Source organism: Tenacibaculum sp. HL-MS23 (assembly GCF_032463465.1).
Taxonomy (GTDB): Bacteria; Bacteroidota; Bacteroidia; order Flavobacteriales; family Flavobacteriaceae; genus Polaribacter; species Polaribacter bernardetii.
In genome coordinates, this window is the sequence record NZ_CP135989.1 from 1,166,954 (window position 1) to 1,192,805 (window position 25,852).

A 25,852-nucleotide genomic window follows, 5' to 3' on the forward strand; every position below is an offset into this window, starting at 1 on the left:
GCGGCACTTTTATTAAACGATTTTTCTATATATCGATTACTCGGAATGATGTTGATCGGGGCAACAATATATGCTTTTGAAATTCCTAATTTTTTTATTTGGATTGATAATAAAACAAGTTCTCTTAAAGGCTTAAAAAAAACGATAGCAAGAACAGGTTTAGCTATCGCCTATTTTAATCCGATTTGGGTTTTTAGGCACTTAGCTTTTATTAAATTATTTTCAGGAAATTACGATGAAATAAACAAAGATTTATTAATGATTGCACTGTTATCTTTTACGGTAAATATTCCAATATCATTTACTGTTAATTTTATCATCCAAAATAAAATACATTTAAATTGGCGTTTTATAGCAAGTGCAATTTTCTCTGCTTTAATGGCTATTTATTACGCTTTAAGTGAAACAATTTTTAATTAACTAATCATTAAGAATAAGATGTTGTAGTCTTCTTTAAAGGATAACTTCATCATACTTATTCGCTATGACAGTAATAACAATCAATGGGATTCTGGAAATACATATTAGCTAAAATAAAAGACAATCAAAAAGTATATGTCTTAACAGTTATTGAGAACTTCGGGAGTTCTCCTGGAAGAAAAAGGTTTTAAAATGTTAGTTGCACAAGATGGATTTATTTTTGGATCTATTGGCGGTGGTGTAATGGAGTTTACTTTGGTTGAAGAGGTTCAAAATTTTTTAAAAAATAAAGAATCACCAATATTTATAAAAAAACAAATTCATAAAGGTAGTATCGAAAACGGATCTGGAATGATCTGTTCTGGTGAACAAACCGTTGCTTTTCATTGTTTAGATTTTAAGCATACAACTGTAATTGAAGATATTTTAAGCTGTATTCAAACAGGACAAAACGGAACATTAAATTTAACGCCTAACTCATTCTGTTTTTCAAAAAAACAACAAGAAAATCAATTTAATTATCAAATTAACTCAAATTCTGATTGGTATTATAATGAATATATAGGTTATAAAGAAACTTTATATATTGTTGGCGGAGGTCATGTTGGAGTAGCTGTTTCAGAAACGTTTGTAAAACTTGGGTTTTATGTAGTTGTTTTTGACAATAGAGAAAACCTCAACACGCTCGAAAATAATAATTTCGCACATAAAAAATTAGTTGTTGATTATAATGATATCAACAACTATATTCCTGAAGGAAAAACAAGTTATGTAGCTATTATGACCAACAAATACACCGATGATAAATTGGTATTAAGTAAACTACTTAAAAACGATTATAAATTTATTGGTGTTTTAGGCAGTAAGGCAAAATTAAAAACAATGTGGGAGGTTTTACGAAACGAAAAACACTCACAAAAAGAGCTAGATGCTGTTTCTGCTCCTATTGGTTTATCAATAAAAAGTGAAACTCCAGAAGAAATTGCCATTAGTATCGCTGCTCAAATTATTCAGCTAAAAAACCAAAATAAATAATTTTAAAAAAATGCATTACACTATTTTTAATGCTCTTCTCCTAATTCTACCGCTCTACTAAATGCTGCAAAAGCTGCTTCTTTTATCAACTCATTCACATTATTATCTTCCATAGAATCTAACGCTGCACGCGTTGTACCACCTTTTGAAGCTACTTTTTCCATCCAAGAATTAGGTGAAATATTCGACTGATTAAAAAGTTCGATAGCTCCTGCAAAAGTTTGAGTAACTAATACTGTAGAATCTTTTTTCGAGAAACCCATTTTTAATGCTGCTTCCATCATGCTTTGCATAAAGTAAAAAACATAGGCAGGTCCACTTCCTGAAATTCCCGTAGAAGCATCAATTAATTTCTCACTAGAAACCTGAATAGATTTACCTGTAGTAGCCAATAAACTTTCTACCGTTAGCATTTCTATTCTAGATACCTCATCAGAAACCACAAAAGAGGTTAAACCTTTACCTATTTGTGCTGGTAAATTTGGCATTGCTCTAACAATCTTTTTTAAGCCTGTTAACTCCTCAATAGACTCTATAGTAACACCTGCCATTATAGATACTATTATTTGCTCGTTTTGCACAAGTGGCTTTATAGTATTAAACACATTTATTGCGTGGTGTGGTTTTACAGCGATAAAAATAATATCTGCCTTAGGAACACAATCTTCTAGTTTCTCAAAAGTATCAAAATGTGCTATTTTATGAAGCTCTTTAAGTTTTTCTTCAGATTTATCTAAAACCATAATATTCTTTTTCTTAAGAAGTTTAGATTTAGACATTCCTTCTGCATAGGTTAACCCCATATTTCCTGCACCAATTACAAGTACTTTCATGTGTTTTTATATTTTTTGAATAAGTTAGATTGTTAATTTATAAATGTACTATACGAATAACATACAGTCTTCACAATCTTTTACTTCTCCATAATACGTTTCTCTATATTTATGTACAGTTTTAAGAGGCAACCCAAGTAAATATTTTTTAATGTATGTTACTTTTGTTGTTAGCTCACCCATAGGTATACTGTATCTTTTTTCTTGAATAGTTTTTCTTTTGATGTATATCAGTTTCATATAATTGTTTTTAATTAGTATTATTTTTATAAAGGAATCATGCTGTTATAGCTAATTAATAGCCATAAACATATAGAAAAGTAACAAAGTGCTTTTACACCTATTCTTACTTAACTTAATAAGTTGAATAGGTAATATTGCAATATTTTTAAAGTATGTAGCGATAGCCTAATTAAAGGCCGACTGTTCTTAACAGAAAAAAATTGTTACAAGACTTGGCTTGTAAACTAAGAAGCAGGAGGTATGAATTTATCTGATTGATTTCTAAAAACCAGATAATTAAAAGTTAATACTCGTGAATTTTGTTGTTCAGTATTTTTCTGTACCATGGTGCAAATTTACAAAAACAAACAACCACCAACAAATACTCTTTGTTAAGATTATTGTAAAGCTAAATATTTAAAAATAAAACACTTACCTGCAAATTATTACACTAATAATTATAAGCTACTATTATTGTAAATAACATAATTATATACCTAAAAATTATTAAACCAATTATTTTATGTAGTAATAATTGATAAAAACTAAACGATGTTTTTTACTAAATTATATTTAATTTCGTTGTAATTAGAGATTATTTTCTGTGCTAATGTGTAATCTTGCGCTTTAGAATGCTCACTTTTATACGCTACACAATAAATTCCGCCATCATAAGCAGCTTTTATTCCGTTTGTAGAATCTTCTATAACCAAACATTCTTCTTTCTTAAAACCTGCAATTTCAGCTGCTTTTAAAAAAATTTCTGGATGCGGTTTTGATGCCTTTAAATCTGCACCACTAATCTTTCCTTTAAAATATTGATTTAAATCAAATTTATTAAAAACATTATCAATCGTCACCATAGAGGCAGACGATGCTAAAACGAGTGTTATTCCGTTTGCGTAATAATCTTTAATTAAATCTAAAACACCTTCTAATAATTGCAAATCATTTTTATCAGAAAAAAAGAGCTCTTTAAAAAAAGCTCTTTTGTAAGCAACTAATTCGGTAGCTGCCATCGATAAGTTAAACTTGCTAACTAAATCTTTACAAATATCTATGGTTGATTGCCCTGTGTAAGCATTATATAATTCTTGAGAAACTTCGATTCCTACTTTAGCAAACATTAAAAAATATGCTTGTTTATGTAATGGTTCGGTGTCTACAATTACACCATCCATATCGAATAAAACTGCTTTTAAAGCCATTGTGTTTAGTTTGTGTTGTTTTACAAAAATAAGCAATTGCCTCTTTAGCTAGCTATTATTTTTTCTGACATTGTTTTAATACTTCTTCTGCCCTATCTAACATAAATTTAGGATAAAACTTTTCTGTTATTTTTTCTGTCTTGCCTAATTCAATAGCTCTTTTAATATCTTTACAAAAAGGTGCTGTAGATTGTCCGAAAAAATTAGCAGCTCCCATATCTGCTTGTGCCTTACTTAATATAACTCTTGGGTTGTTAGGTGCTAATTTAAATGCTTTTGAATATAACGCTCCGTTTTTCATAGACATTGACATTCCGTATTTCTGTCCGTCAAAAGCCATGTAAGCCGTATTTAACAATGCTTGTGTTATTAAAATTTCTGGGTTATTTGGTGAAACAGCTGTTGCTGTATCTAAAAATTCTTGTGCCTTGTTAAGTTTCGCTTTTAAAACAGCTTCGTCTTTTACGCCAAAACTTCCAACAATTTCAATCGTTGCTGCGTAAAACGGAGGCAACCAGTTTTCTTTTTCTGCTTTAGAAATACGCTCAAATAACTGACTAGCTTCTGTTGTTTTATTTGACTGCCAAAGTTCAAACCCTTTGGTCATACCTTTTTCATATTTACTTTGCGCTGATAAGTTTATAGCTATTAGTAATACTAGTAATGTGATTATCTTTTTCATGTTTTTTTAGTTTATCTTAATTGATAATTTTATGTTTTTTAATACTTTAAATTTTGCATTTTTATATTTTGGCGGTCCCATAAAACCTGTTGCATCATTAGAAATACCTATTGGTTCTTTTGGAATTCCGAAAAAATTAGTATCCATTTTTTTATTATTATTTGCATCATGAAAAGCAGAAATTGCGTAAGTTCCTATTGCTATATCCTTGAATACTACTGTTGCTTTTTTATCAATAACTTTTGCAATTGTACCTTTTAAAGGTTTCTTTAAAAAAGAATCTTCAGAATTATATAAAGCGATATATAAATCTCCTTTGTCTGATTTCATTCCGTTAAATTCTACAGTAACGGTTTGTGTTTCTTGAGCTAGAGCACTTAAAACTCCACTTAAAATAAAAATTGCTGCTAAAATTATTTTTTTCATTGTTTTGGTTTTTTATTGATGATCCAAATATCTTGACTTTCTTTCTATTTTTATCAAGAATAGCGCCGAATTGTTGTATTTTATTACTCAACCGTTAAAAGTTTATCAATTTCTTTAAATATTTTTTTTGTTTCCTGGCTAAAAGCTTCTAAGTGTCCTTTTTCTGATGTAAAAAAAGTTTTAGGTTCTTGTGCATTTTTAAAAACAATCTGTGCATGACTTATCGGAATCGTTTTATCTACTTTACCATGTATTATTAATTTAGGCAAGTTTTTAATTGCTTTGATCTCTTCTTTAGATGGATATACTTCTCCTAAAACACTTTCTATATATGTATGTGCTGGTTTTGGCGCATACAATTTAGCTACATCTGCAAAGGATGAAAAACCGCCATCTAAAATTAAAGCATCAACCTCTTCTTGATGATTTTTAGTAAAGTTTGTAGCAATTTGGCAACCTAAAGACGCTCCTAATACAATTAATTTTGTGCCTTTCATGTCTTTATTTTCTTTCATTTTATTAAAGACAATAATTACATCTTCCTGTACGTTTTTATGTGTTGACTTTCCTGTTGATTTACCATAACCTCTAAAGTCAACCGCATACACTTGGTATCCATTAGCTATCATAGGTTTAATCATGTACATATAAGTTGATATATTTCCTCCGGCTCCATGAAAAAATAAAATTGTTGCCTTCGGAGGTGTTTTTGGCTGAAAAAAAGCGGTGTGAATTGTATCTTTTTCTACTGAAATAAAATCTTCTGAAAAAGGTGTTTTAATTTCTTTCCATTCTTTTTTAGGATAATAAAATTTATCTTCAAATTGCGCATTTACAAACTGAAAAACAAATAGTAATAAAACTGTCATGGTAATTTTCATCGTTCTCATTATTTATGTATTATACTTCAAATATCTTTTATTTAAACAGAGCTCGCCAAAACATGTTACTCAGTTGTTCGTTTTCACGACTGAACTGTAATGTTTTTTCTTACTTTCTTTTAATTACAAATTATCTAATTGATTATCTTTCTTATTATCGCTGATTGTCCAAAAGAAACCAACAAAGAAAAACCGATCTGCATTAGGCACAATTGCTTGCCTATCAAAAACACCGTTCATATTTGGCGTATTTTTATAATTATAACCAAATACATTCTGATGCCCTAAAACGTTGTTTACTGAGAAATACAATATTTTTTGCTGACTAATTAAATACGCCCAATTTACACTTACCGAATTATAATTTTTAGTTTTGTTATTCAAAAATCCTGTTTTATTCGGATTCGTGTAATTTCTACCAGAAGCAAAATTGTAACTAAAGCCTACCTGACTTTTTAAATCTTTAATAAAGTGTTTTCCTACTACTGATAAATTATGTGCCGATGCAAAATTTGGTGTAGCCGTTGTTGGATAGTTTTTATAATTTCTTTCGGTATCTAAAAACGAATATGAAATCCAATAATCAGTATTTTTTACACTTTTATTATCTCTCCAAAAAACATCAATTCCTTTAGCATAACCATTTCCTAAATTCGAATAATTAGTGGTTGGTAAAAAAGAATCTGTATCATATTTTACTAAATCTTGGTATTTTTTATAATAGCCTTCTACTCTAAAAATCTGTTTGTTTTTTACATATTGATAATTCGCTATAAAATGCGACGTGTTTTCTGCATTAAAATCAGTATTAAATTTTAAATAATCATTTTTAGGGTTCTGAAAAAAGCGTCCGTACGCAAAAGAAAACTGTGCGTTTTTTCCTGATTTATAAGCAATAGATGCTCTTGGCGAAAAGGTAAACTCGTTTAACAACTCAGAATAATCGCCACGAATACCTATTTTTGATGCTAATTTTTTAGAGAAAAATATATCAGCCTCTGCATAAGTTCCTAAAATATTATTATCAAATCCGTATTTATAAGCTTCGTTCGTTACGTTCTTATAATTTTCTTTAAAATTGGTAACAAAATACTCCGCTCCGAAATTTAATTTAAATCGATTCGAAAAACGTTTTTTCATCGCTACTTTAAAATGTGCTGAGTTTTCTTCATCAGTAATTTCATCATCAACAACTTTAATAATAGCCTGATCATTTGTAAAACTTACACCTGTGGCAATTTTCCATTCATCACCAAAACTATTTTTATAAGAGCTATTAAAATATAAGTTTCTGTTTGTTAACCCGAAGCGCACACCTTCTTCATAATTTATATCTTCTTGGGTTAAATCGAAATCAGTATAACTAAACGCTCCGTACACTTTTAATAGCGATTCGTTTTTAAACTTAAAACGATATACTGCCTCACCACTAAACGATTGCACTGGTTTATGCCACGTATTTCTGTCTTGAAAAGCCGATTGATACGGTGCTAAATTAATATACGATGCATTAACACTTAATGAATTTTTGCCAAAAACCTGTGTATTACCAACCCCTAAACCAACTGTCATAAAAGATAAATCTGTTTTTTCTTCAACAACTTCATCCGTTGTATTTAATAACAATACACTCGATAATGCTTGTCCGTATTCTGCAGAATAACCTCCGGTAGAAAAAGTGATTCCTTTAAATAAAAATGGAGAAAATCGACCACGAGAAGGAATATTATTTGCTGATGGCGAGTACGGTTTAAAAACTCTAATTCCGTCTACAAAAATTTGCGTTTCTTCGGCATCACCACCCCGAACAAAAAGTCGCCCATCTTCATCAACAGTTGATGTTCCTGGTAAGGTTTGTAAAGCGCCAACAAAATCGCCCAATGCACTTGCCGTTGTTACAATATCTAACGGTTTTAAAGCAGTTACTTTTGCATTGTCTCCTGCTTCAAAAGTTCCAGCGTTTATAGTTACAGCATCTAAAGTATTTACATCTTCACGTAATTTAATTTTTAACTTATTAAACTCTTTTACATCTGCTAATTTCGAAAATGTTTCGAAAGAGATAAAAGAAACTATTAATGTTCTTGTTCCTACTTCTGATGTTGAAAAAGAAAAAATTCCGTTATTATCTGTTGATGTGCCATCATATGTTCCGTCTAAATATACATTTGCTCCTTCAATCGGATTTCCTTTGTTATCTGTTACATTTCCTGAAATAATTGTTTGTGCAACCACATAACCCTGAATTAATAAGCATAAAATAAATAATAATTGTTTCATTGTTTTTGTTATTTGATAGTACAAAATTGCTTTCTTTTTAAAACTTAACATAAAAAGACACACTCAACTGTATAAATTTAATGACCAATTGTTCATTTATCAGAAATTAAATAGTATCCTCTTAAAAATAGGTTCTTTTATTTATATGGGTTCGTAAAATTTAAGACTATAAAGCACTGTAAAACTCATTAAAACTGTATTTTTACATAGTCTAAAAAATCACAATGTCACACGATTTAAGCAACCATAGAAAATCTTACGAAAAACAAGAACTTTTAAAAGAAAACTGCCCAGAAAATCCAATTGAATTATTTAGAGATTGGTTTTTTACTGCCGACGAATCTGAAATGGTAGATGAAGCTAACGCAATGAGCATTGCATCAATAGGCTTAGATGGTTTTCCTAAAAGCAGAATTGTATTGTTAAAAAAGTACACTTGGGAAGGTTTTATTTTTTACACCAATTATAATTCTGAAAAAGGAAAAGCTATTTTGAATAACAATAATGTATGCCTTTCGTTTTTTTGGGCTGGTTTAGAACAGCAGATAATTATAAAAGGAAAAGCTGAAAAGTTATCAGAAAACTTATCGGATGGTTATTTTGAATCAAGACCTGATGGAAGCAAGTTAGGCGCTTGGGCATCTAACCAAAGTGATGTTGTTAATTCTCGTAACGAACTTGATGAGCAACTAAAAAAAATAACAGAAAAATTTAATGGTAAAGAAATTGTAAGACCACCACATTGGGGCGGTTTTATGGTTAAACCAATATCTATTGAGTTTTGGCAAGGACGCCCTAACAGAATGCATGATCGTATAAGATATACCTTGCAAAAAGATTTCTCTTGGAAACTTGAACGTTTAGCTCCTTAGTTTTATATTTACACAGCTATAAAAAATTAAATGAAAACACTTTATATTGTTCGCCACGCAAAATCTTCATGGAAGTACGAAAGTATAGAAGATATTGATAGACCCTTAAAAGAACGCGGTATAAACGACGCGCATCTTTTATCGAAATACCTATCAGAAGAAATAAAAAGACCCGATGTATTTGTATCTAGTAGTGCAAACAGGGCTTTACATACTGCTGTTATTTTTTGCGAAAACTTTAAATACCCGCTTGCAAACCTTAAAATAAAACGTCAGTTATATAGTTTTAGCGATGGGTACTTAGTAAAAACTGTAAAAGCTTTAGATGATAGTTTTGACAGTGCTATTATATTTAGCCATGACCATGGTATTAATAGTTTTGTAAATAAATTTGGCGATAAACCTATTGCTCACGTATCTACTTGCGGTGTAATTGGTATTCAGTTTGATGAAAAACATTGGAAAAACATAAAAAAAGGAAGTACATGTTTAGTAGAATTTCCTAAAAACCATCGATAAATCTATATAGTTTGAAAATTAAAAAATACGGTGCGATAGATATAGGTTCGAATGCTGTAAGACTTTTAATAGCAAATGTTATTGAAGAAAAAAATAAAGAACCTCAATTTAAAAAATCTTCATTAGTTCGTGTTCCTATTCGTTTAGGAACAGACTCTTTTGTTACCGGTGTTATTTCTGAAGAAAACACCAACAGAATGATTGATGCTATGGAGGCTTTTAAATTACTGATGAAAGTTCATGGTGTTGAAAGATACAAAGCCTGTGCTACCTCAGCAATGAGAGAAGCTAAAAACGGAACGGAAGTTGTAAATACCATTTTTAAGAAAACCAATATAGAAATTGATGTTATTGATGGTAAAAAAGAAGCTGCTATTATATTTGCAACCGATTTAAATCAATTAATAGAATCAGACCTAACGTATCTTTATGTTGATGTTGGTGGTGGTAGTACAGAATTCACCTTGTTTTCTAAAGGAAGAATTATTAAATCGAAATCTTTTAAAATAGGTACCGTACGATTAATCAATAATAAAAAAACAGAAAACAAAGCTATTTTTAAAGAGGTACAAGAATGGATTGAAGGCAATACTAAAATATACAAACGTATTTCTTTAATAGGTTCTGGCGGAAACATTAATAAAATATTTAAAATGTCGGGTAGAGATATTGGCAAACCAATCTCTTACATATATCTGAATGCTCAATATCAGTTTTTAAAGAATATGAGCTATAAAGAACGTATTTCTGAATTGAGTTTAAATCCTGATAGAGCAGATGTTATTGTTCCGGCTACAAAAATTTATCTTTCTGCAATGAAATGGAGTGGAGCTAGAAAAATATTTGTTCCTAAAATCGGACTTTCTGATGGAATTATAAAAAGCTTATACCTTAATAAATTATAGATATTTCTTTTAATAAAAACAAAAAAACCGAGCAAATGCTCGGTTTTTTTGTTTGAAATAGATTGCTTTTACTTCACTATAGTAATCTTTAATTTAAGTTCTTTTTGCAACCATGTTTTAAGTTCATTTTCGTTCTTTTTTACAATCGAATCTGCCAGTTTAGGATTCCATATTACTGATAACTCAGGAATTGTATCAACCTTTATAAAATCTTTAGAAGATAATTTTTTAGAAAAACTGATTTCTTTAATATCATTAAATCTAATTTTAGCTTCTTTTGCCACTTTGCTAAATGGTACACTATTTTTATCTCTATCTAAAGCGTTTTGTTCAATATTAGTATTCAAGGTTGAAATTGTACTTTTCAGATCTTCAATTTCACGCTGTAATCCTTTTATTATATTGTCTTTTAAATCTAAATCTGTAATTGCTCTATCATAAGCATCTACTACCCTATCTACACTACGTGCTTTATTTTCATTTATTATAAGCTCGTAAGTATCTAACTTTGCATAGGTTTTTAATTCATTTCTTAAAAAGGTTTCTGTAGCATCAGTTACATCTCCGTTAAAGAACAAGTTTACTTTTTTAGTATCTCTATGAATTTTTTCTCTTTGCAACCATAAATCTTTATTAGACTCTATTTTCTCTTTTAAAAACTTCTTATAACTTGCATTTATAACGCTTTCTTTATAAACACTAATAAATGTAAATACCGCAGGCACCATAACTAAAAAAGCTACAACAGATGCTAAACGTGCAATTCGTTTTCTTTTTACTGAATTTACATAACGAATCATTGTAAACCCTAATAATTTTAAAACTAAAAATGTTGCTAATGCTATAAATATGGTGTTAATAATAAATAAATACATAGCACCAAAAAAGTAATCGAAATTACCAATTGCCAAACCATAACCAGCTGTACATAAAGGCGGCATTAGGGCTGTTGCAATTGCAACACCAAAAATAACAGAAGCTATTGTTCCTTTTTTTGTACGTGCTATAATTAAAGCCAAACCTCCAAAAAAGGCGATTAATACATCTCTAATATCTGGTTTTACTCTACCTAATAACTCAGACGTATCTTCTTTTAATGGAAATAGAAAGAAAAAGAAAAATGCTGTTAATAAACTCAACCCAATCATCGTTGCTAAGTTGACCAATGACTTCTTTAACGTATCAATATCGTTTATAGCAATAGACATTCCTATTCCTAAAATTGGCCCCATTAAAGGCGATATTAACATGGCTCCAATTACAACTGCTGTAGAGTTTGCATTTAAACCTATAGAAGCCACAAATATCGAACATATTAAAATCCAAGCTGTTGCTCCTTTAAACGGAATATCAACTTTTATGGCTTCAATTGTTGCTTCTTGATCGGTGTCTTCACGAAAATCTAATAACTCAACAATAAATTTTTTAGAACTCTCCCACAAACCTTTCGCATCTTCTTGAATAGCTTGTTTAGATTGCTCTACACTTTCATCTTGATTTAGTTTTTCTTCCATTTATGTTGTTTTATAACTTGCGAAAGATACAAAATTCCTTATTTATTTTATAAAAATAAAAAAAGCTCAAAGATGTTTCTTTGAGCTTTTTAACGATGCATTTACATCATCATTTAATTGATATTTAACTTCTTTTTTAAATCGTTTAACAGACCATCTTTATGAACTAAAACAGAAATAGTTTTTAATTTAAAATAAGGAATAGACATGTATACATATCCGTTGTTTCCTTGCTTTGTTCCCCAAGAATTTTTCACTTTAAAATACCTATTCCCTTGCTGATCTTTAACCAAGCCTACAATGTGCATTAGGTGATCATCAGTAGTATTAAAGTTTTCGAATTCTGATTGACGAAAACTTGGCGTTATATTTTTTTCTTTAATAATTTCTTTTAATCCCTTCTCACTATCTAAAACACTTGCAGGTATAAACGCTACTCCGTTTTTTGATGAAAATGTTTTTTCTGAAACATCACAATCTAGTTCAATCGTAAAGCCTTTTTCTAAAGCATTTTCTGTAACAGCAACCAATTCATCTAAAGAAACATTATAGAATGATCCGTTTGAAAAATTATCAGGAATATTTAAAACAAAATCATCATACATTTTAGCATGTTTAAAAGAAGTAATTGTTACGTAGTTTGACGGATTTATTTTTACATACTCTGCAAAACTTTTGGGCGTATATTCTTTACCTTCAAACTCGAACTTTTCTTTATTCTCGCCTAAATAAACATCTAAAACACTTTCTGTTGCTTTTTTCCATTTCGGACTTAATTCTTTAGCCGGATTTTTAATATACGCATCTAACATCGATTTTAAAACAGCTACAACCTCAGCGTGATTATGAGTTTGTTGCCCCATATCTAATCCCGAAAAAACTTGCTCTGGAACCAATCCGTATCTCGCTACAGAATTAATAACATCATGACCTAAACCACCTTCACTAAACTGCGCTTTTCCTTGACGATATAAATAATTACTAGCTTTATCTGAATACGTATTACGAACGGTATACATTTCTGATAAATCGATGTTTTTACCTGTTAACCGTATAATTTCAGATTCTAAAAATGATGTTGTAGAAAAACTCCAACAAGTACCAGTATTTCCTTGGCTTTTTACTTGCGTGTTTTCGATATCTTTTATGGTTTTAAACTCATATTCTTGAGCTGTAATAGCACCGATACTTAAAACGGTAAAAGCGGCTCCTATAAATAAATTTTTCATGTTTGAATTTTATTAATAGAGCAATTTACAGTTTTTATAATGACTTTAAAAATTTCAACCTGCTAAAAATCTACAATTACGCCTATTCTTGGCAAAGCTCTTCCTGAGGTGTTTTCAATTTCTTCTAACACATACCTCGAATTATCACTAGGATCTGAAACCCTACCGTTTTCATCTTCTATTGGCAATAAATACGGTTGCTGATTTGAGCTACTTGCATAAATATTCTGAATATCAACATATAAATTAATAGCAGCTTTTTTTAAGAACCATGTTTTATCTACCCGAACATCTAACTGTGTGTAACTATCAAAACGTTGACCATTTAACTTTGTGTAATCTAAAATACCACTGTTTACAACATCGTAATTTTCTTTTAATGAAGAAGCATCCCTATCGTAAGGTGTATAAGGCCTACCTCCAACTAATCTGAACTTAGAACCTATTTCCCAGTTTCTTTTTAATTTTTTACCTGCAGTTATCGTTACCAGATGTTTATTATCCCAAGTAGACGGAATATAATTACCTAGTGTATTTTTAAATTCACTTCTTACAAAGGTGTAAGATGCTATTCCGTACAAACCATTATATGATTTTTTTTGCGCAAGCACTTCAAATCCGTATGCTCTTCCTTTAGAATTAGAAACAACTTCTTCATTACCTACTACACCAAAATCTGCTCCTAAATTTGCCAAACTTATTTGATTTCTTACTGAAAAAGGATACTTACTATACGCTTTATAAAAACCTTCTAAAGTAATTTTAGAACTCGTGTTTGGCCTATATGCTAATCCGCTTACAAAGTGATCTGATTGTATATATTTCAAACCTTTTTTATTCGCAAACTCACCAACATTATTTTTAAAACCTAAAACAGTATAAGATGGTAATTGATAATAACGACCTAGTGATGAATTTAAAGACAACTTATCATTAAAGCTATAACTTAAAGAAAGTCTTGGTGAAAATTGATTTAAAAGATTTTTCATTTCACTATTATAATCAACTCCATCTAATCTAAATCCAAAAGAAACTCCTAGTTTATTATTTAAATATTCTTTAGAAACCTGACCAAACACACCATACTTTATAAAATCAATTTCTGAATTAAATATATCCTCAAAAACACCATCTGAATTAGCTACTTTTCTATAGGTATTGTTAATGTAAGTCGCTTTTTCTAAATTGGCACCTATATTAACTTTATAATTATTTTTAGTACTAAAATTACTCTCGTACCTAAATTTAGTTTCTATTTCTTTAGAATCATAATCTAATAATAAGTTCTGTGGTGTTTCCTCATTCATAAAATACTTCACAGCCTTATTTTTAAGCTCATTTCTGCTTAAAACAAATAAATGAGTAACATCATCTGCAAAATACTTATAACTCGCTCCTACTGTATAGTTCCACTGACTATTTACAGGCACCGTATTTAAAAATACCTTATTACTTTTTATTGTTTCTTCATCTGTTTCACCATCATTAACTGATGTATTTAATTCAAAATCGTCAATGGCTCCTAACGCCACTATAGATAACTCACTATTTTTAGATAATTGCGAATTAACATTTAACTGAAAATCATTATAAGTTGGTAAAAAAGGCAATTTAATTAACTTAAATAATAACTGAAGATAAGATTGACGCACAGAGAGCATAAAGGTAGTTTTATCTCCTATAGGACCATCTAAAGTTATACCAGCATCCGAAGTTCCTAAAGTTGCTCTTGTATTAAGAGCTGTAAGGTTTCCTTTCTTTTGTGTAAATTCTATTACCGAACTTAATGTATTACCTCTATTTGCAGGAAAAGCACTTGAATAAAAATCAACCTTACGAATTAAATCAGCATTTATGATTCCTACTGGTCCGCCGGTAGCTCCTTGTGTTTGAAAATGATTTATTACCGGAACTTCAATTCCATCTAAATAAAACTTATTTTCTGATGTTGCTCCTCCTCTTATTATAATATCATTTCTAAAACCTGGATTTGAAGCTACTCCTGGAAATGATTGAATCACTTTTAAAACATCTCTATTTCCCCCTGGATTTTTCTCTATCTCAGCAACCCCCAAAGATTGTAATGATAACGGACTTTCTATTGATTTTTTAAACAAGCTAGCCTTAACTTCTACCTCCTTTAAGTTAGTACTACTTTCTTTTAATTTGATAATAATAAAGGGTGCATTATCATTCGTAACCAAATACTCGTCTGATATTAATGTTTCGTAGCCAATAAAAGAAACCTGTAATTTATTGTAACCTAAAGGAACGTTAGATATTTTAAAATTACCTTCCTCATCAGATGCCATTCCAATGGATGTTCCATAAATTAATACGTTTACAAAAGGAATTACTTCTCTTGTTTTTTCGTCAATTACTTTACCTGTAATTACTCCTTGGCCTTGACCTGCGGATACAAATACCTGTAATAACAAAATAAATAGTACTAGCTTTTTCATAATTGGAATCGTTAAGATTTAACAAAAATACAATATTGTTTAATTAAAAATTAAAAAAGATAAACAAAATACATTTTAAAGGTAAAAAACCTCAATCTAAAAAGATTGAGGTTTTTGTGGGGAGAGCAGGATTCGAACCTGCGAAGTCGTAAGACAACGGAGTTACAGTCCGTCCCAGTTGGCCGCTTTGGTATCTCCCCAAAGCTTTAGAAAAAAATAAAAGCTTTTCTTATTTAAGAAAAGCTTTTTGTGACCGGGCTGGGGCTCGAACCCAGGACCCTCTCCTTAAAAGGGAGATGCTCTACCAACTGAGCTACCAGGTCATTTATTTTTCTCCTTAGCGGGTGCAAATATACACTCCTTTTTCACATCTACAAACTTTTTTATCAAAAAAAACTACTTAAATAAAACTAAAAATTAAACAAGACTGATTATCTGAATATTAGATGAAATAATATTTTATAAAAAAACAATTTTTAAGTTTGCATATGATTAAGCTACGACTTTAAAACTTATTTCTACATCATCCAAATACGGCATAAAACAAAAAAGCATTACTAAAATTTTAGTAATGCTTTTTTGTTTTATGCTATTATTGATTAATCCCCCAATTCATCAATAATAAACCCTTGTGTATTATACTATAAATATACATAGAAACAATACTCTGCTAAACAACTAATGTATAAATGGTATTCGATTATGTGTAAATGGCCTTTTTTTGACATAACACTGAATAAAAACTTGATAAACACCTGTAAGTAAACAAAATACGAACAATAAAAAACCTCAATCTAAATAGATTGAGGTTTTTGTGGGGAGAGCAGGATTCGAACCTGCGAAGTCGTAAGACAACGGAGTTACAGTCCGTCCCAGTTGGCCGCTTTGGTATCTCCCCAAAGCTTTAGAAAAAAATAAAAGCTTTTCTTAAATAAGAAAAGCTTTTTGTGACCGGGCTGGGGCTCGAACCCAGGACCCTCTCCTTAAAAGGGAGATGCTCTACCAACTGAGCTACCAGGTCATTTATTTTTCTCCTTAGCGGGTGCAAATATACAGTCCTTTTTTACTTCTACAAAACCTTTTTATCAAAAAAATAACCGATTTATCAATATTTATTTTAGTTCTTTGTTTTACAATAATTTAACACTAAAATTATTTTTCTGATAAATATGCTTGACGTACTTTTTTGAACAGATTAGATGAATATACAAAATCTACTACTGCTTTATTATCCGTTTTAAAAATCTCCTTATGAGAGCCTTCCCATGCTTTTATTCCATCTTTAAGAAAAACAATTTTATCTCCTATTTCCATCACAGAATTCATATCATGCGTATTAATAATCGTTGTTATTTTATACTCGTCTGTAATTTCTTGAATTAAATTATCGATTACAATTGATGTTTGCGGATCTAAACCTGAATTTGGTTCGTCACAAAACAAATATTTAGGTTTCATTACAATAGCACGTGCTATTGCAACACGTTTTTGCATTCCTCCTGATAGTTCTGCTGGAAATTTTTTATTTGAATTCTCTAAGTTCACTCGTTTTAAAACAAAGTTAACTCTATCTAGCATTTCGCTTTCTGGCTGCTTTGTAAACATTTTTAAAGGAAACATTACATTTTCCTCTACAGTTTGTGAATCAAACAGTGCACTTCCTTGAAAAACCATTCCTAGCTCTTTTCTAAAGTCTCTTTTATCTTCTATAGACATTTCATTATTTACGCGACCATCATATACGATACTTCCTTTTTCAGGAATGTGAAGCCCAATTAATGATTTTAAAAAAACAGTTTTACCAGAACCACTTTGTCCTATAATTAAACTTGTTTCTCCTGGAGAAAATGAAGTTGAAATTCCTTTTAAAATTTCAACACCATTAAACCCTTTATGTAAGTTATTTACTTCAATCATTAGGTTAGCAACATTTGAGTTAATAAATAATTAGCGATAACAATAAGAACGGTTGTCCAAACAACAGATTGCGTACTTGCCTTACCCACTTCTAACGAACCACCTTTTACATAATACCCATGATAAGAGGGCACAGTAGCTATTAAAAAGGCAAAAATTAATGTTTTTATAATTGCATAGGTTAGTAAAAACGGATTGAAATCCATCTGTACACCTGCTATATAATCTACTCCAGAAAACAATCCTGATAGCACACCTGCTAACCATCCTCCGAAAATTCCTAAGAACATTCCAAGAACTATTAAAAAAGGGTAAAAGAATACCGTAGCTATTATTTTAGGCAATACTAAATAATTTAATGAATTAATCCCCATTACTTCTAAGGCATCAATTTGTTCGGTAACACGCATTGCTCCGATACTTGAAGTAATATATGAACCTACTTTCCCTGCCAAAATAATAGAACAAAACGTAGGAGCAAATTCTAATATGATAGATCTTTTGGCTGCGAAACCTATTAAAGACCTTGGTATAAACGGACTTTCTAAATTTAAAGCTGTCTGCAATGCTATTACTCCACCAATAAAAAAAGATATAAAAGCAATAATACCTAAAGATTTAAGACCTAATTCATCTATCTCTCTAAACAAAGCTTCTCTAAAAACACGTGCTCTCTGTGGTTTTGTAAATACTTGTTTTAGCATTCCAAAATACTTACCTATATGCTCAATGTAGTTCATTAAACTAATCTATTTTTCTTTTTGCTAAAGTATTAAAAAACCATTAACTCTTTGCTTTATTATCTATTTTAGTACGCATTTACTTACCTTTGATTTTATAATTTTTAAAAATCAAAATGAAAAAATTAATAACTTTAGCTGCCATTGCCTTGTTTGGTTTATATAGTTTTACCCCTATTAAAAAAAAGGACCCTAAAAAACCGAAACTAGTTATAGGTATTGTTATCGATCAGATGCGCTATGATTATCTTACTCGTTTTGCTAGTAAATATGGTAAAGATGGCTTTAATCGTTTATTAAATGGTGGTTTTTCACTCGAAAACGCTCACTATAACTACATACCTACTTATACGGCTGTTGGGCATGCATCAATTTACACAGGTACTACCCCTGTAAATCACGCCATAATTAGTAACAATTGGTATGATAAATACTTAAAAGAAACTATTTATTGTGTTGATGACAGCAATTACAAAACTGTTGGAAATGATGGTAATGGTGGTGAAAAATCACCTCAAAGAATGCTTACTACTACCGTTACAGATCAATTAAGATTGGCACAAAACATGAACGGAAAAACTATTGGTATTGCAATTAAAGATCGTTCTGCTATTTTACCCGCTGGTCATACAGCTAATACTGCCTATTGGTTTGATGGAGGTAGCAAAGGCGATTGGATAACTTCGTCATACTACCTAAATAAATTACCTAATTGGGTGCGAAAGTTTAATAACTCTAAAATTGTTGATAATTACCTAGCACAACCCTGGGAAACTCTTTATGATATTAATACTTATACGGAAAGTATTGCTGACGATAATAACTTTGAAATGTCTTTTAAAGGAGAAGAAAAACCAGTTTTCCCTCACGATATTCCAAAATTAAAAGATAAAAACAATAATTATAGTATTATAAAAGCAATTCCTGCTGGAAACTCTTTGACTACCGATTTTGCAAAAGCAGCTATCATAGGAGAGAATTTAGGCAAATCGGATTACACTGATTTTTTAGCCGTTAGTTACTCTTCTACTGATTATGTTGGTCATCAATTTGGTGTTGCATCCAAAGAAGTTGAAGATACTTATTTACGTTTAGATAAAGACTTGGCTAACTTTTTTCAGTTTTTAGATACACAAGTTGGCGAAGGTAATTACACCTTATTTTTAACTGCAGATCACGCAGCTGTTCAAGTTCCTAAGTTTTTAAAATCGGTTAAAATTCCTGCCAACTATTTTAGCTACAAAAAATTTAAAGAGTATGTAAACAATATTACTTTGAAATATTTTAAGTCTGATGAATTAGTAGAAAATATTTCTAACTTTCAAATTTTCTTAGATAAAGAAAAAATTGAAGAATTAAAGCTTAACGCTAATGAAGTAGTTCAGAGAATTACTGATCAAGTAATTAATTACAAAGGGATATATAAATCAGTAACTGCAAGAACTTTACAAACTACTTCTTTTACTTCTGGAATTTTAAACTCATTACAAAACGGTTATAATCAAAAATTTTCGGGAGATATTTTATTAATTCCTAATCCGTCTACACTAAGTACTTATTACAAAGATGGTGGAACCTCACATGGTTCAGGATATTCTTATGATACTCACATACCTATTATTTTTTATGGTAACGGAATTAAACAAGGTGCTTCTAAAAAGAAATATGAAATTATAGATATTGCTCCTACAATCTCTAACCTATTACAAATTGAATTTCCCAACGGTTCAACAGGTAAAATTATAGAAGAAGTTTTAAATTAAAAAAAGCGCTCATAGAGCGCTTTTTTTAATTTAAATAGGATATAGAACTATAACACAGAAGAGGTAGATATATGTATTTATTTAACTATTTTTTTTATTCTTAACCTTACAGTATATCTTACTCATTTTTCTATTATTTGATTTAATTATATAATTATAAAAAATGACAGTAAGTAGTATAATAAAAATGTAAATCATATTGTTATAAATTTGTTTTCTAATTAGTTAAAAACATAATTTCACAAAAAGTCACATTTTTATTTATTTTGGATTATTTAATATTATAAGTGCTGCAATAACACCTGGTACCCAACCGCATAAAGTTAGTAGAAATACTATTATAATTGAACCACAGCCTTTTCCTATTACTGCTAATGGCGGAAAAAAAACAGCCAATAAAACTCTTAATAAACTCATTTTAATTTTTAGTTAATTTAATATATAATAAAGACTACTGTTCTTAAAAATTGTTACAAATATTATAATACAAAATATTTCTAATTAAGCATTGTCTGTGATTATTCAACAGTTTATATTTGTAAAAAAAAGCTTTGAAAAATTTATCACCCCTAAAGTTAATTTACACTTTACTTCTTTTATCTTCTTTAAATTTATTTGCTCAATTAGAAGCCCATTTAATCGAAAACCAAGGTTGGGTTAAAGGTAATTATGTTGAAATAGGTATTAATGAAAAAGGTGTTTTTGGTACTAAAAAGAATAACAAACCTACATCATTTCATGAAAACAGAGAATTTAGTAATTTATTATTTGGTTTTATAGCAAATCCTAAGAAAGATAATTGGGTAGATTATGATGGCGACTTCTTTACCCCTGGTGAAGCAGAAGAAGGTTTTTCTATTGAAATAGATGGTATAAATCACAATAACAATAATGTTTCCTTCTTTGATGGTGTTATGGGAGGAATAGTTAGTAGTAAAAAAATAGAATCTGACTGCTTCGAAAGTTTAGCACAAATTATATGGGAAGGTTCTGTAGATGGTTTGCAAATAAAAAGATCTTACAGTGTTACTGAAAACGGAACGTTTATTCAAATGATCACTTCAATCAGTAATACATCAAATGACATAAAAAAGAATGTTTTTTTTATGCACAATGTAGATCCTGACAATAATGTTTCTCTTTCTTCTGTTTACGCGACTAATTTAGAAATATTAAGTCAACCTAGTGCCAGTGATGATATAGCACTTGTTATGGCAACTCAAGATGCTGTTGGTGGTGTTGAAGATACTGACGGATCTGCTGTTAGTTTTTATGCAAATGATAAAAGAGCTAAAGTTAGTTTTGGTGGCTTTTCTAACAGGAGTGCTAGTAATATTTGGAATGGTACAACTGTAACAAATACTATTGGGGCAACAACTTTCGATGACATTGCCATGTCTATCTCTTTTAATATAGGAAATATTGCTCCAAAAGAAACTAAAAATTTTGTTTACTACTATTTCTTAAAAGAAGTAGATAAAACATTTGTTCCTATAATTGTAAACATATCTACATCTAATCCCACAGAATGTAACGGAAATGATGGGAGTTTACTTTTATCTGGTTTAAACGCTAATGAAGATTATACAATTAGCTATAGTCAAAACGGAACTCCAATTCCAGAAAAAACATATACAACTGATAATTTAGGAAATATTGAAATAGCTAACTTAATAGTGGGTGATTATTCTGACTTTAAAATAGGAGACACAACCTGTACTTCTAAATTAGACACAACCTACTCCCTAAATCCACCTGCTCCGTTAAATCCTACATTTTTAACTAAAAACCCTACGAAATGTGATGGAAACGATGGAAGTATAATTTTAACCGATTTAAATGCTAATGAAAATTACATTATTAGCTATATTAAAAATGGAATATTAATCCCTGATGCAACCTTTACTACAAATAGTTTAGGTGAAATTGAGATTATTAATTTAATAGAAGGCGATTATTCTGACTTTAAAATTACTTATAAGAGTTGCGTTACACAACTTAGTTCAACTCACACATTAAGCCCTCCAACACCCTTAAACCCCGTATTTAGCAGCGTAAACCCTACAAACTGTAATGGAGATGATGGTACTATTATTATTTCTGGACTAACAGATGGTGAGCAAACAGTAATTAACTACAAAGTAAACGGAACAGCTGCTCCTGAAACAATTTACGCACCTAATAGTGCTGGTGAAATAGCACTAAATAACCTTTCAAATGGTACTTTTTCAGATTTTAGTTTAGAATATATCTCTTCAAGTTGCTCTAGAACTCCAAGTGATATTATTGTTTTAAATGGTACAACTCCTTTTACTACAACAAACATACCCGATCAGTCTTTTTGTGATATTAATTTTGACTTTATAACCAATATTCAACTTAGCGTAGTTGACAATATTGCATTAGGTGTTTTAAGCTCTTCTGAATTTTCAGTATCTTATCATTCTTCTATAGATAATGCAAATAATAGTATAGATCTTGATAAAAACAATTATAACACTACTGGTATACCTACTTATTCTTTATTTGCTAAAATTAAAAACAATACAACAGGTTGTTATGAGATAGAACCTTTTATAATACTTATAAATACTCCTGCTAATTTTGAAATAGAAGATCTTTTTTTATGTAAAACTACAGATGACAACTTTATAACGCCCGAAATTGACACAAACCTAGATGATAGTTTATATACTTTTCAATGGTATTTAAATGATGTTTTATTACCTGAAACAACACCTAACATTTTTATTAATACAGCAGGGACATATAAAGTAAAAGCAACTACAATAACTACAGGATGCTCTATTACCGAAGAAGCTGAAGTTATCCCTTCTGGAGAACCAGATAAATTAGATTTATTTTTAAATTCAGAATTATTTGCTAACAATCACACAATAACTATAAATGCCCTTGGTAGCGGAAATTACATATACAGACTTAATGATGAGCCTTTTCAAGAAAGCCCAGTTTTTGAAAATGTTCCTGCTGGTTTTAATACTTTTTATGTTTTAGATGAGAACGGTTGTGGTGAAACAAGTATCAGTAAAACTATTATTGATTACCCAAGATTCTTTACTCCTAACAACGATGGATCTAACGATACATGGCAAATCATAGGAATAGAATATCTAACAAACCCAACAGTTCAAATAGCTAACAGGTTTGGTAAACCATTATTTACATTAACAAAAGGATCTAAAGGCTGGGATGGTTTTTATAACGGTATAAGAATGCCTAAAAACGACTATTGGTTTATATTAACTTACACTAATGATTATGGAATAAAGCAACAGGTTAAATCGCATTTCTCTTTAATATATTAAGTAATTCTACTTCATAAAAAAGTCTCCTTTATAAATTATAAAGGAGACTTTTTTTTAGAACCTGTTAAAATCTACATTAATTTCCCGAAGAAAATAGCGTTCATTAACAATTTGTTTGTTCCAAACCAAAAAGCTCTAAAGTTTGTATTGTCTGTAAAAACAATAACCTTACCAGACCCTAATCTATTAACTTTAAACGGAACCGTGTTTTTTAATACATTCAAGTTTTCTTTAGAGACATAACCACTCAATAAAGGGCTGTCGGTATATTGTATCGGATTATTATAACTCTTTTTGTCTGCCTGAATAAACTGACGTGTATTTCTAAATAAAGCGATTTTATCACTCTTGTATCCGAAATTTACAGGATGCGAACGATCTGTTTTTGCTTCAAAAATTGCACCACCGATTACTTGTGCACCTGATTGTAACGATTTATTTTCAAACGATATATTTTCAACTGTATCTATCTTTGTTTTATTAAATTTTAAATCGATGAATTTTTTATTAGACAACCAATTAACTGCATTTCTATATCCTATTAGAACACCACCGTTTCGTACCCAAACTTTTAACTTGTCTTCTAATCTTTTATCAACCGAATAACTATTAGGCACAACAATCGTTGTATACTTATCTAAGTTTATTCTTGAAGCATACGAAACATCTAACTTGGTTAATTTCATTTCAAAACGCTGATCTAATAAATGCCAAATTTCACCAGCATCATAACTCGTCATCCCGCTACCAACTAACATCGCTATTTTTTGTGGTTTTATTACTCTGAAGTTCCTACTCCCTAAATCAATTCCCTCATTTAACCCCGTAGCAACACCTTTTAGGTTAATATGATTCTTAACCGCAATTTTATTTAAAAACTCATATAATTCTGAGTTGTTTAATTTCTGATTTTGAGCTGGAATAAAAATAGTTCCATAATCAAACGATTCTCCATTATTTTTAAACTGCTTCATAGCCACTTTTGCACGCAATCCTTTTTCTAAAATCGTATTTAAAGCTTTCGGAGTTTCATATTCATTCCAAGAAAACAAATACCCAACACTACTTTTATTTTTAATTGTTCCTTCTTTTTTCTTTAAATCAACAATCTCTTCCCCTGCTTTTGATAAAGAAATATTATCAGCAAAATCTACTCCAAAGGCATGATTGAATGTCCATGCAGAAACATCGTAAAATAAACTATCTTTAAAAGTAGTTCGTACATCAAACATTGCTTTTACCAATCGGTTATTCTTCTGATTCATTGGTACAACATAACTATACCCTTTTTTAAAATTTTTTCCTTTTGATGTAAAATCAGTTTTTAATTCGTGTATTTTTATTTGATGCTTTTTTAAAACTGCTGCTAAATGATAGGTTTTTACAGCATCTTTTTCATCTCCAAAAACAATCGCTTTATTATCTCCTGAATGTCGAGATTTCTCATAAAAACTTTGTTGATATTTTAAGATTTTTACACGCATATTTTTAGCTGCTTCTAAAGTTGATAAAGTAGCTGTAAATTGATTGCGAATTGTAAACGGAAAAGTTAACACTCCGTTTTCACTTTCTTGTGCATGTCCACGAGAACTTCCTTGCTCGAACAAAATACCGATACTTCCGTTAATATCTGGGAATGTTGAGCCTTTTCCGTAGTAAAAATCATCAAAACTTTCTTCACTATAATACGTTGATCCTATTTTATCAAAAGCCTTTGCATGGTAGGTTGCAATTTCTTTGGTTAAATCCTGGTTCATCTGCGGCGTTAACGGATTTGTTCTACTCGGAATTCCCGGTTGAAAAAAGAAACTCGAGTTGGTTCCCATTTCATGATGATCGGTTAAAATATTTGGTAACCATTTATGAAAAGAAGCTATTCTTGCAGCACTTTCAGGTAACTGAACTGGCAACCAATCACGGTTCATATCAAACCAATAGTGATTTGTTCTTCCGCCAGGCCAAACTTCATGATATTCTCTATCATTAGGGTCAGGGTTTATATTGTCCGCCTTGTTTGTATTTACCCAATATGCAAAACGCTGTAAACCATCAGGATTCAAAGATGGATCGAACAATATAATTGTATTCTCTAATAACTCATCAATTTTAGCTCCTTCTGCAGCTGCTAAATAATAAGCCGATGCTAATGCAGAGTTTGTTCCACTAGGTTCATTTCCATGAATAGAAAAACCCTGATAAACCACTATAGGTTGACTCGAAACATTTACCGAAGCATCATCAGTCGCTTTTATGTGTTGCTTTCTAATTTGCTCTAAATTTTCATGATTTTTAGGCGAAGTAATTGTTAATAATAATAAAGGTCTTCCTTCATAGGTTTGCCCTCTATCTTCAATAAAAACTCTTTCAGAAGCCTTTGCCAAAGCTTTCATATATTCTACCAACTTATCGTGTGTTACATGCCACTCTCCTACTTCATGACCTATAACCGATTTTGGTGTTGGTATATTTTTAGCATAAGAAACATCATTAGGTAGGTAATACGATAAATCTAATTTTTGTTGTGCAGTTACAGAGATTGATACCATTATCAATAGTAGTAAAAAAGCTTTTTTCATTTGTTATGTTGTTTAATAAGCTAACAAATATATTAAATCTAA

At 30.3% G+C, this 25,852-nt stretch carries 21 protein-coding genes and 4 tRNA genes; 7 read left to right on the forward strand and 18 right to left on the reverse strand.

All coding sequences use genetic code 11. The features are described 5' to 3' along the window. Positions 1-45: 45 nt before the first annotated feature. Both RRF68_RS05425 and RRF68_RS05430 read left to right on the forward strand, forming a co-directional pair. Complete coding sequence (locus RRF68_RS05425; RefSeq protein ID WP_275315237.1) at positions 46-420, forward strand: hypothetical protein; 375 nt, start codon at positions 46-48, stop codon at positions 418-420. Positions 421-612: 192 nt separating this feature from the next. Then, on the forward strand, positions 613-1,455 hold the full coding sequence (locus tag RRF68_RS05430) for an XdhC/CoxI family protein (RefSeq protein ID WP_315945247.1): 843 nt from the start codon (positions 613-615) through the stop codon (positions 1,453-1,455). 26 nt (positions 1,456-1,481) lie between these two features. Here RRF68_RS05430 and proC read toward each other — a convergent pair whose 3' ends face one another. The 7 genes from proC to RRF68_RS05465 all read right to left on the reverse strand — a co-directional run bounded on the left by proC (position 1,482) and on the right by RRF68_RS05465 (position 7,987). Continuing rightward, entirely contained in the window at positions 1,482-2,288 is an 807-nt protein-coding gene (proC, locus tag RRF68_RS05435) for a pyrroline-5-carboxylate reductase (protein ID WP_315945248.1), read from the reverse strand. Between the two features lie 48 nt (positions 2,289-2,336). Beyond that, on the reverse strand, positions 2,337-2,528 hold the full coding sequence (locus tag RRF68_RS05440; RefSeq protein WP_218771113.1) for a hypothetical protein: 192 nt from the start codon (positions 2,526-2,528) through the stop codon (positions 2,337-2,339). A gap of 527 nt (positions 2,529-3,055) precedes the next feature. After that, positions 3,056-3,718, reverse strand: coding sequence for an HAD family phosphatase (locus RRF68_RS05445; RefSeq protein ID WP_315945249.1), 663 nt, complete (start codon positions 3,716-3,718; stop codon positions 3,056-3,058). A gap of 55 nt (positions 3,719-3,773) precedes the next feature. Then, positions 3,774-4,400 (reverse strand): hypothetical protein, encoded by a 627-nt coding sequence (locus RRF68_RS05450; RefSeq protein WP_315945250.1) that lies wholly within the window; start codon positions 4,398-4,400, stop codon positions 3,774-3,776. A 6-nt stretch (positions 4,401-4,406) separates the two neighbouring features. Next, positions 4,407-4,826: a DUF2141 domain-containing protein gene (locus RRF68_RS05455; protein ID WP_315945251.1), complete on the reverse strand. Its 420-nt coding sequence runs from the start codon at positions 4,824-4,826 to the stop codon at positions 4,407-4,409. Between the two features lie 83 nt (positions 4,827-4,909). Continuing rightward, positions 4,910-5,707: an alpha/beta hydrolase gene (locus RRF68_RS05460; RefSeq protein WP_315945252.1), complete on the reverse strand. Its 798-nt coding sequence runs from the start codon at positions 5,705-5,707 to the stop codon at positions 4,910-4,912. Positions 5,708-5,830: 123 nt separating this feature from the next. After that, positions 5,831-7,987: a TonB-dependent receptor gene (locus RRF68_RS05465; RefSeq protein WP_315945253.1), complete on the reverse strand. Its 2,157-nt coding sequence runs from the start codon at positions 7,985-7,987 to the stop codon at positions 5,831-5,833. Between the two features lie 224 nt (positions 7,988-8,211). Between RRF68_RS05465 and pdxH the strand changes: the two genes are divergently transcribed. Genes pdxH through RRF68_RS05480 form a run of 3 tightly spaced genes read left to right on the forward strand, consistent with a single transcriptional unit; the run spans position 8,212 to position 10,283 of the window. Next, positions 8,212-8,859, forward strand: a complete 648-nt coding sequence (gene pdxH, locus RRF68_RS05470) for a pyridoxamine 5'-phosphate oxidase (RefSeq protein WP_218771119.1) — start codon at positions 8,212-8,214, stop codon at positions 8,857-8,859. A gap of 30 nt (positions 8,860-8,889) precedes the next feature. Beyond that, positions 8,890-9,378 (forward strand): SixA phosphatase family protein, encoded by a 489-nt coding sequence (locus RRF68_RS05475; RefSeq protein ID WP_218771120.1) that lies wholly within the window; start codon positions 8,890-8,892, stop codon positions 9,376-9,378. 11 nt (positions 9,379-9,389) lie between these two features. Continuing rightward, positions 9,390-10,283, forward strand: a complete 894-nt coding sequence (locus RRF68_RS05480) for a Ppx/GppA phosphatase family protein (protein ID WP_218771121.1) — start codon at positions 9,390-9,392, stop codon at positions 10,281-10,283. A gap of 68 nt (positions 10,284-10,351) precedes the next feature. Here RRF68_RS05480 and RRF68_RS05485 read toward each other — a convergent pair whose 3' ends face one another. The 9 genes from RRF68_RS05485 to RRF68_RS05525 all read right to left on the reverse strand — a co-directional run bounded on the left by RRF68_RS05485 (position 10,352) and on the right by RRF68_RS05525 (position 18,145). Continuing rightward, positions 10,352-11,797: a DUF389 domain-containing protein gene (locus RRF68_RS05485; RefSeq protein ID WP_218771122.1), complete on the reverse strand. Its 1,446-nt coding sequence runs from the start codon at positions 11,795-11,797 to the stop codon at positions 10,352-10,354. A 113-nt stretch (positions 11,798-11,910) separates the two neighbouring features. Further along, positions 11,911-13,026 (reverse strand): C1 family peptidase, encoded by a 1,116-nt coding sequence (locus RRF68_RS05490; RefSeq protein ID WP_315945254.1) that lies wholly within the window; start codon positions 13,024-13,026, stop codon positions 11,911-11,913. A gap of 62 nt (positions 13,027-13,088) precedes the next feature. After that, positions 13,089-15,488 carry a TonB-dependent receptor gene (locus RRF68_RS05495; RefSeq protein WP_315945255.1) on the reverse strand — a complete coding sequence of 800 codons (2,400 nt, stop codon included), beginning with the start codon at positions 15,486-15,488 and terminating at the stop codon, positions 13,089-13,091. Positions 15,489-15,605: 117 nt separating this feature from the next. Beyond that, a tRNA-Tyr gene (locus RRF68_RS05500) sits at positions 15,606-15,688 on the reverse strand. Positions 15,689-15,738: 50 nt separating this feature from the next. Continuing rightward, positions 15,739-15,811: transfer RNA gene (locus RRF68_RS05505), tRNA-Lys, on the reverse strand. A gap of 492 nt (positions 15,812-16,303) precedes the next feature. After that, a tRNA-Tyr gene (locus RRF68_RS05510) sits at positions 16,304-16,386 on the reverse strand. 50 nt (positions 16,387-16,436) lie between these two features. Then, a tRNA-Lys gene (locus tag RRF68_RS05515) sits at positions 16,437-16,509 on the reverse strand. A 131-nt stretch (positions 16,510-16,640) separates the two neighbouring features. Beyond that, a complete protein-coding gene (locus RRF68_RS05520; RefSeq protein ID WP_218771125.1) occupies positions 16,641-17,405 on the reverse strand; it encodes an ABC transporter ATP-binding protein in 765 nt (254 codons plus the stop codon). Beyond that, a complete protein-coding gene (locus RRF68_RS05525) occupies positions 17,405-18,145 on the reverse strand; it encodes an MlaE family ABC transporter permease (protein WP_218771126.1) in 741 nt (246 codons plus the stop codon). The genes RRF68_RS05520 and RRF68_RS05525 overlap by 1 nt, the downstream gene beginning before the upstream one ends. 116 nt (positions 18,146-18,261) lie before the next feature. Between RRF68_RS05525 and pafA the strand changes: the two genes are divergently transcribed. After that, a complete protein-coding gene (gene pafA, locus RRF68_RS05530) occupies positions 18,262-19,908 on the forward strand; it encodes an alkaline phosphatase PafA (protein WP_218771127.1) in 1,647 nt (548 codons plus the stop codon). Between the two features lie 261 nt (positions 19,909-20,169). Here the strand turns inward: pafA and RRF68_RS05535 are convergent, their stop codons facing one another. Beyond that, positions 20,170-20,325 carry a YqaE/Pmp3 family membrane protein gene (locus tag RRF68_RS05535; RefSeq protein WP_218771128.1) on the reverse strand — a complete coding sequence of 52 codons (156 nt, stop codon included), beginning with the start codon at positions 20,323-20,325 and terminating at the stop codon, positions 20,170-20,172. Between the two features lie 134 nt (positions 20,326-20,459). On the opposite strand from RRF68_RS05535, the gene RRF68_RS05540 reads away from it, so the two are divergent. After that, positions 20,460-23,234 (forward strand): T9SS type B sorting domain-containing protein, encoded by a 2,775-nt coding sequence (locus RRF68_RS05540; RefSeq protein WP_218771129.1) that lies wholly within the window; start codon positions 20,460-20,462, stop codon positions 23,232-23,234. Positions 23,235-23,305: 71 nt separating this feature from the next. On the opposite strand, the gene RRF68_RS05545 is transcribed toward RRF68_RS05540, so the two are convergent. After that, positions 23,306-25,810: a M14 family metallopeptidase gene (locus RRF68_RS05545; RefSeq protein ID WP_315945256.1), complete on the reverse strand. Its 2,505-nt coding sequence runs from the start codon at positions 25,808-25,810 to the stop codon at positions 23,306-23,308. Positions 25,811-25,852 lie beyond the last annotated feature (42 nt).

What these genes read in the sequence shown, in the direction of transcription:
- RRF68_RS05520 (WP_218771125.1), bottom strand. Translation starts at nt 17,405, where the DNA reads ATGATTGAAGTAAATAACTTACATAAAGGGTTTAATGGTGTTGAAATT.
- pafA (WP_218771127.1), top strand. Translation starts at nt 18,262, where the DNA reads ATGAAAAAATTAATAACTTTAGCTGCCATTGCCTTGTTTGGTTTATAT.
- RRF68_RS05425 (WP_275315237.1), top strand. Translation starts at nt 46, where the DNA reads ATGATGTTGATCGGGGCAACAATATATGCTTTTGAAATTCCTAATTTT.
- RRF68_RS05445 (WP_315945249.1), bottom strand. Translation starts at nt 3,718, where the DNA reads ATGGCTTTAAAAGCAGTTTTATTCGATATGGATGGTGTAATTGTAGAC.
- RRF68_RS05475 (WP_218771120.1), top strand. Translation starts at nt 8,890, where the DNA reads ATGAAAACACTTTATATTGTTCGCCACGCAAAATCTTCATGGAAGTAC.
- RRF68_RS05525 (WP_218771126.1), bottom strand. Translation starts at nt 18,145, where the DNA reads ATGAACTACATTGAGCATATAGGTAAGTATTTTGGAATGCTAAAACAA.
- RRF68_RS05430 (WP_315945247.1), top strand. Translation starts at nt 613, where the DNA reads ATGTTAGTTGCACAAGATGGATTTATTTTTGGATCTATTGGCGGTGGT.
- RRF68_RS05535 (WP_218771128.1), bottom strand. Translation starts at nt 20,325, where the DNA reads ATGAGTTTATTAAGAGTTTTATTGGCTGTTTTTTTTCCGCCATTAGCA.
- RRF68_RS05450 (WP_315945250.1), bottom strand. Translation starts at nt 4,400, where the DNA reads ATGAAAAAGATAATCACATTACTAGTATTACTAATAGCTATAAACTTA.
- RRF68_RS05465 (WP_315945253.1), bottom strand. Translation starts at nt 7,987, where the DNA reads ATGAAACAATTATTATTTATTTTATGCTTATTAATTCAGGGTTATGTG.
- RRF68_RS05490 (WP_315945254.1), bottom strand. Translation starts at nt 13,026, where the DNA reads ATGAAAAATTTATTTATAGGAGCCGCTTTTACCGTTTTAAGTATCGGT.
- RRF68_RS05460 (WP_315945252.1), bottom strand. Translation starts at nt 5,707, where the DNA reads ATGAAAATTACCATGACAGTTTTATTACTATTTGTTTTTCAGTTTGTA.
- RRF68_RS05545 (WP_315945256.1), bottom strand. Translation starts at nt 25,810, where the DNA reads ATGAAAAAAGCTTTTTTACTACTATTGATAATGGTATCAATCTCTGTA.
- proC (WP_315945248.1), bottom strand. Translation starts at nt 2,288, where the DNA reads ATGAAAGTACTTGTAATTGGTGCAGGAAATATGGGGTTAACCTATGCA.
- RRF68_RS05440 (WP_218771113.1), bottom strand. Translation starts at nt 2,528, where the DNA reads ATGAAACTGATATACATCAAAAGAAAAACTATTCAAGAAAAAAGATAC.
- pdxH (WP_218771119.1), top strand. Translation starts at nt 8,212, where the DNA reads ATGTCACACGATTTAAGCAACCATAGAAAATCTTACGAAAAACAAGAA.
- RRF68_RS05455 (WP_315945251.1), bottom strand. Translation starts at nt 4,826, where the DNA reads ATGAAAAAAATAATTTTAGCAGCAATTTTTATTTTAAGTGGAGTTTTA.
- RRF68_RS05485 (WP_218771122.1), bottom strand. Translation starts at nt 11,797, where the DNA reads ATGGAAGAAAAACTAAATCAAGATGAAAGTGTAGAGCAATCTAAACAA.
- RRF68_RS05495 (WP_315945255.1), bottom strand. Translation starts at nt 15,488, where the DNA reads ATGAAAAAGCTAGTACTATTTATTTTGTTATTACAGGTATTTGTATCC.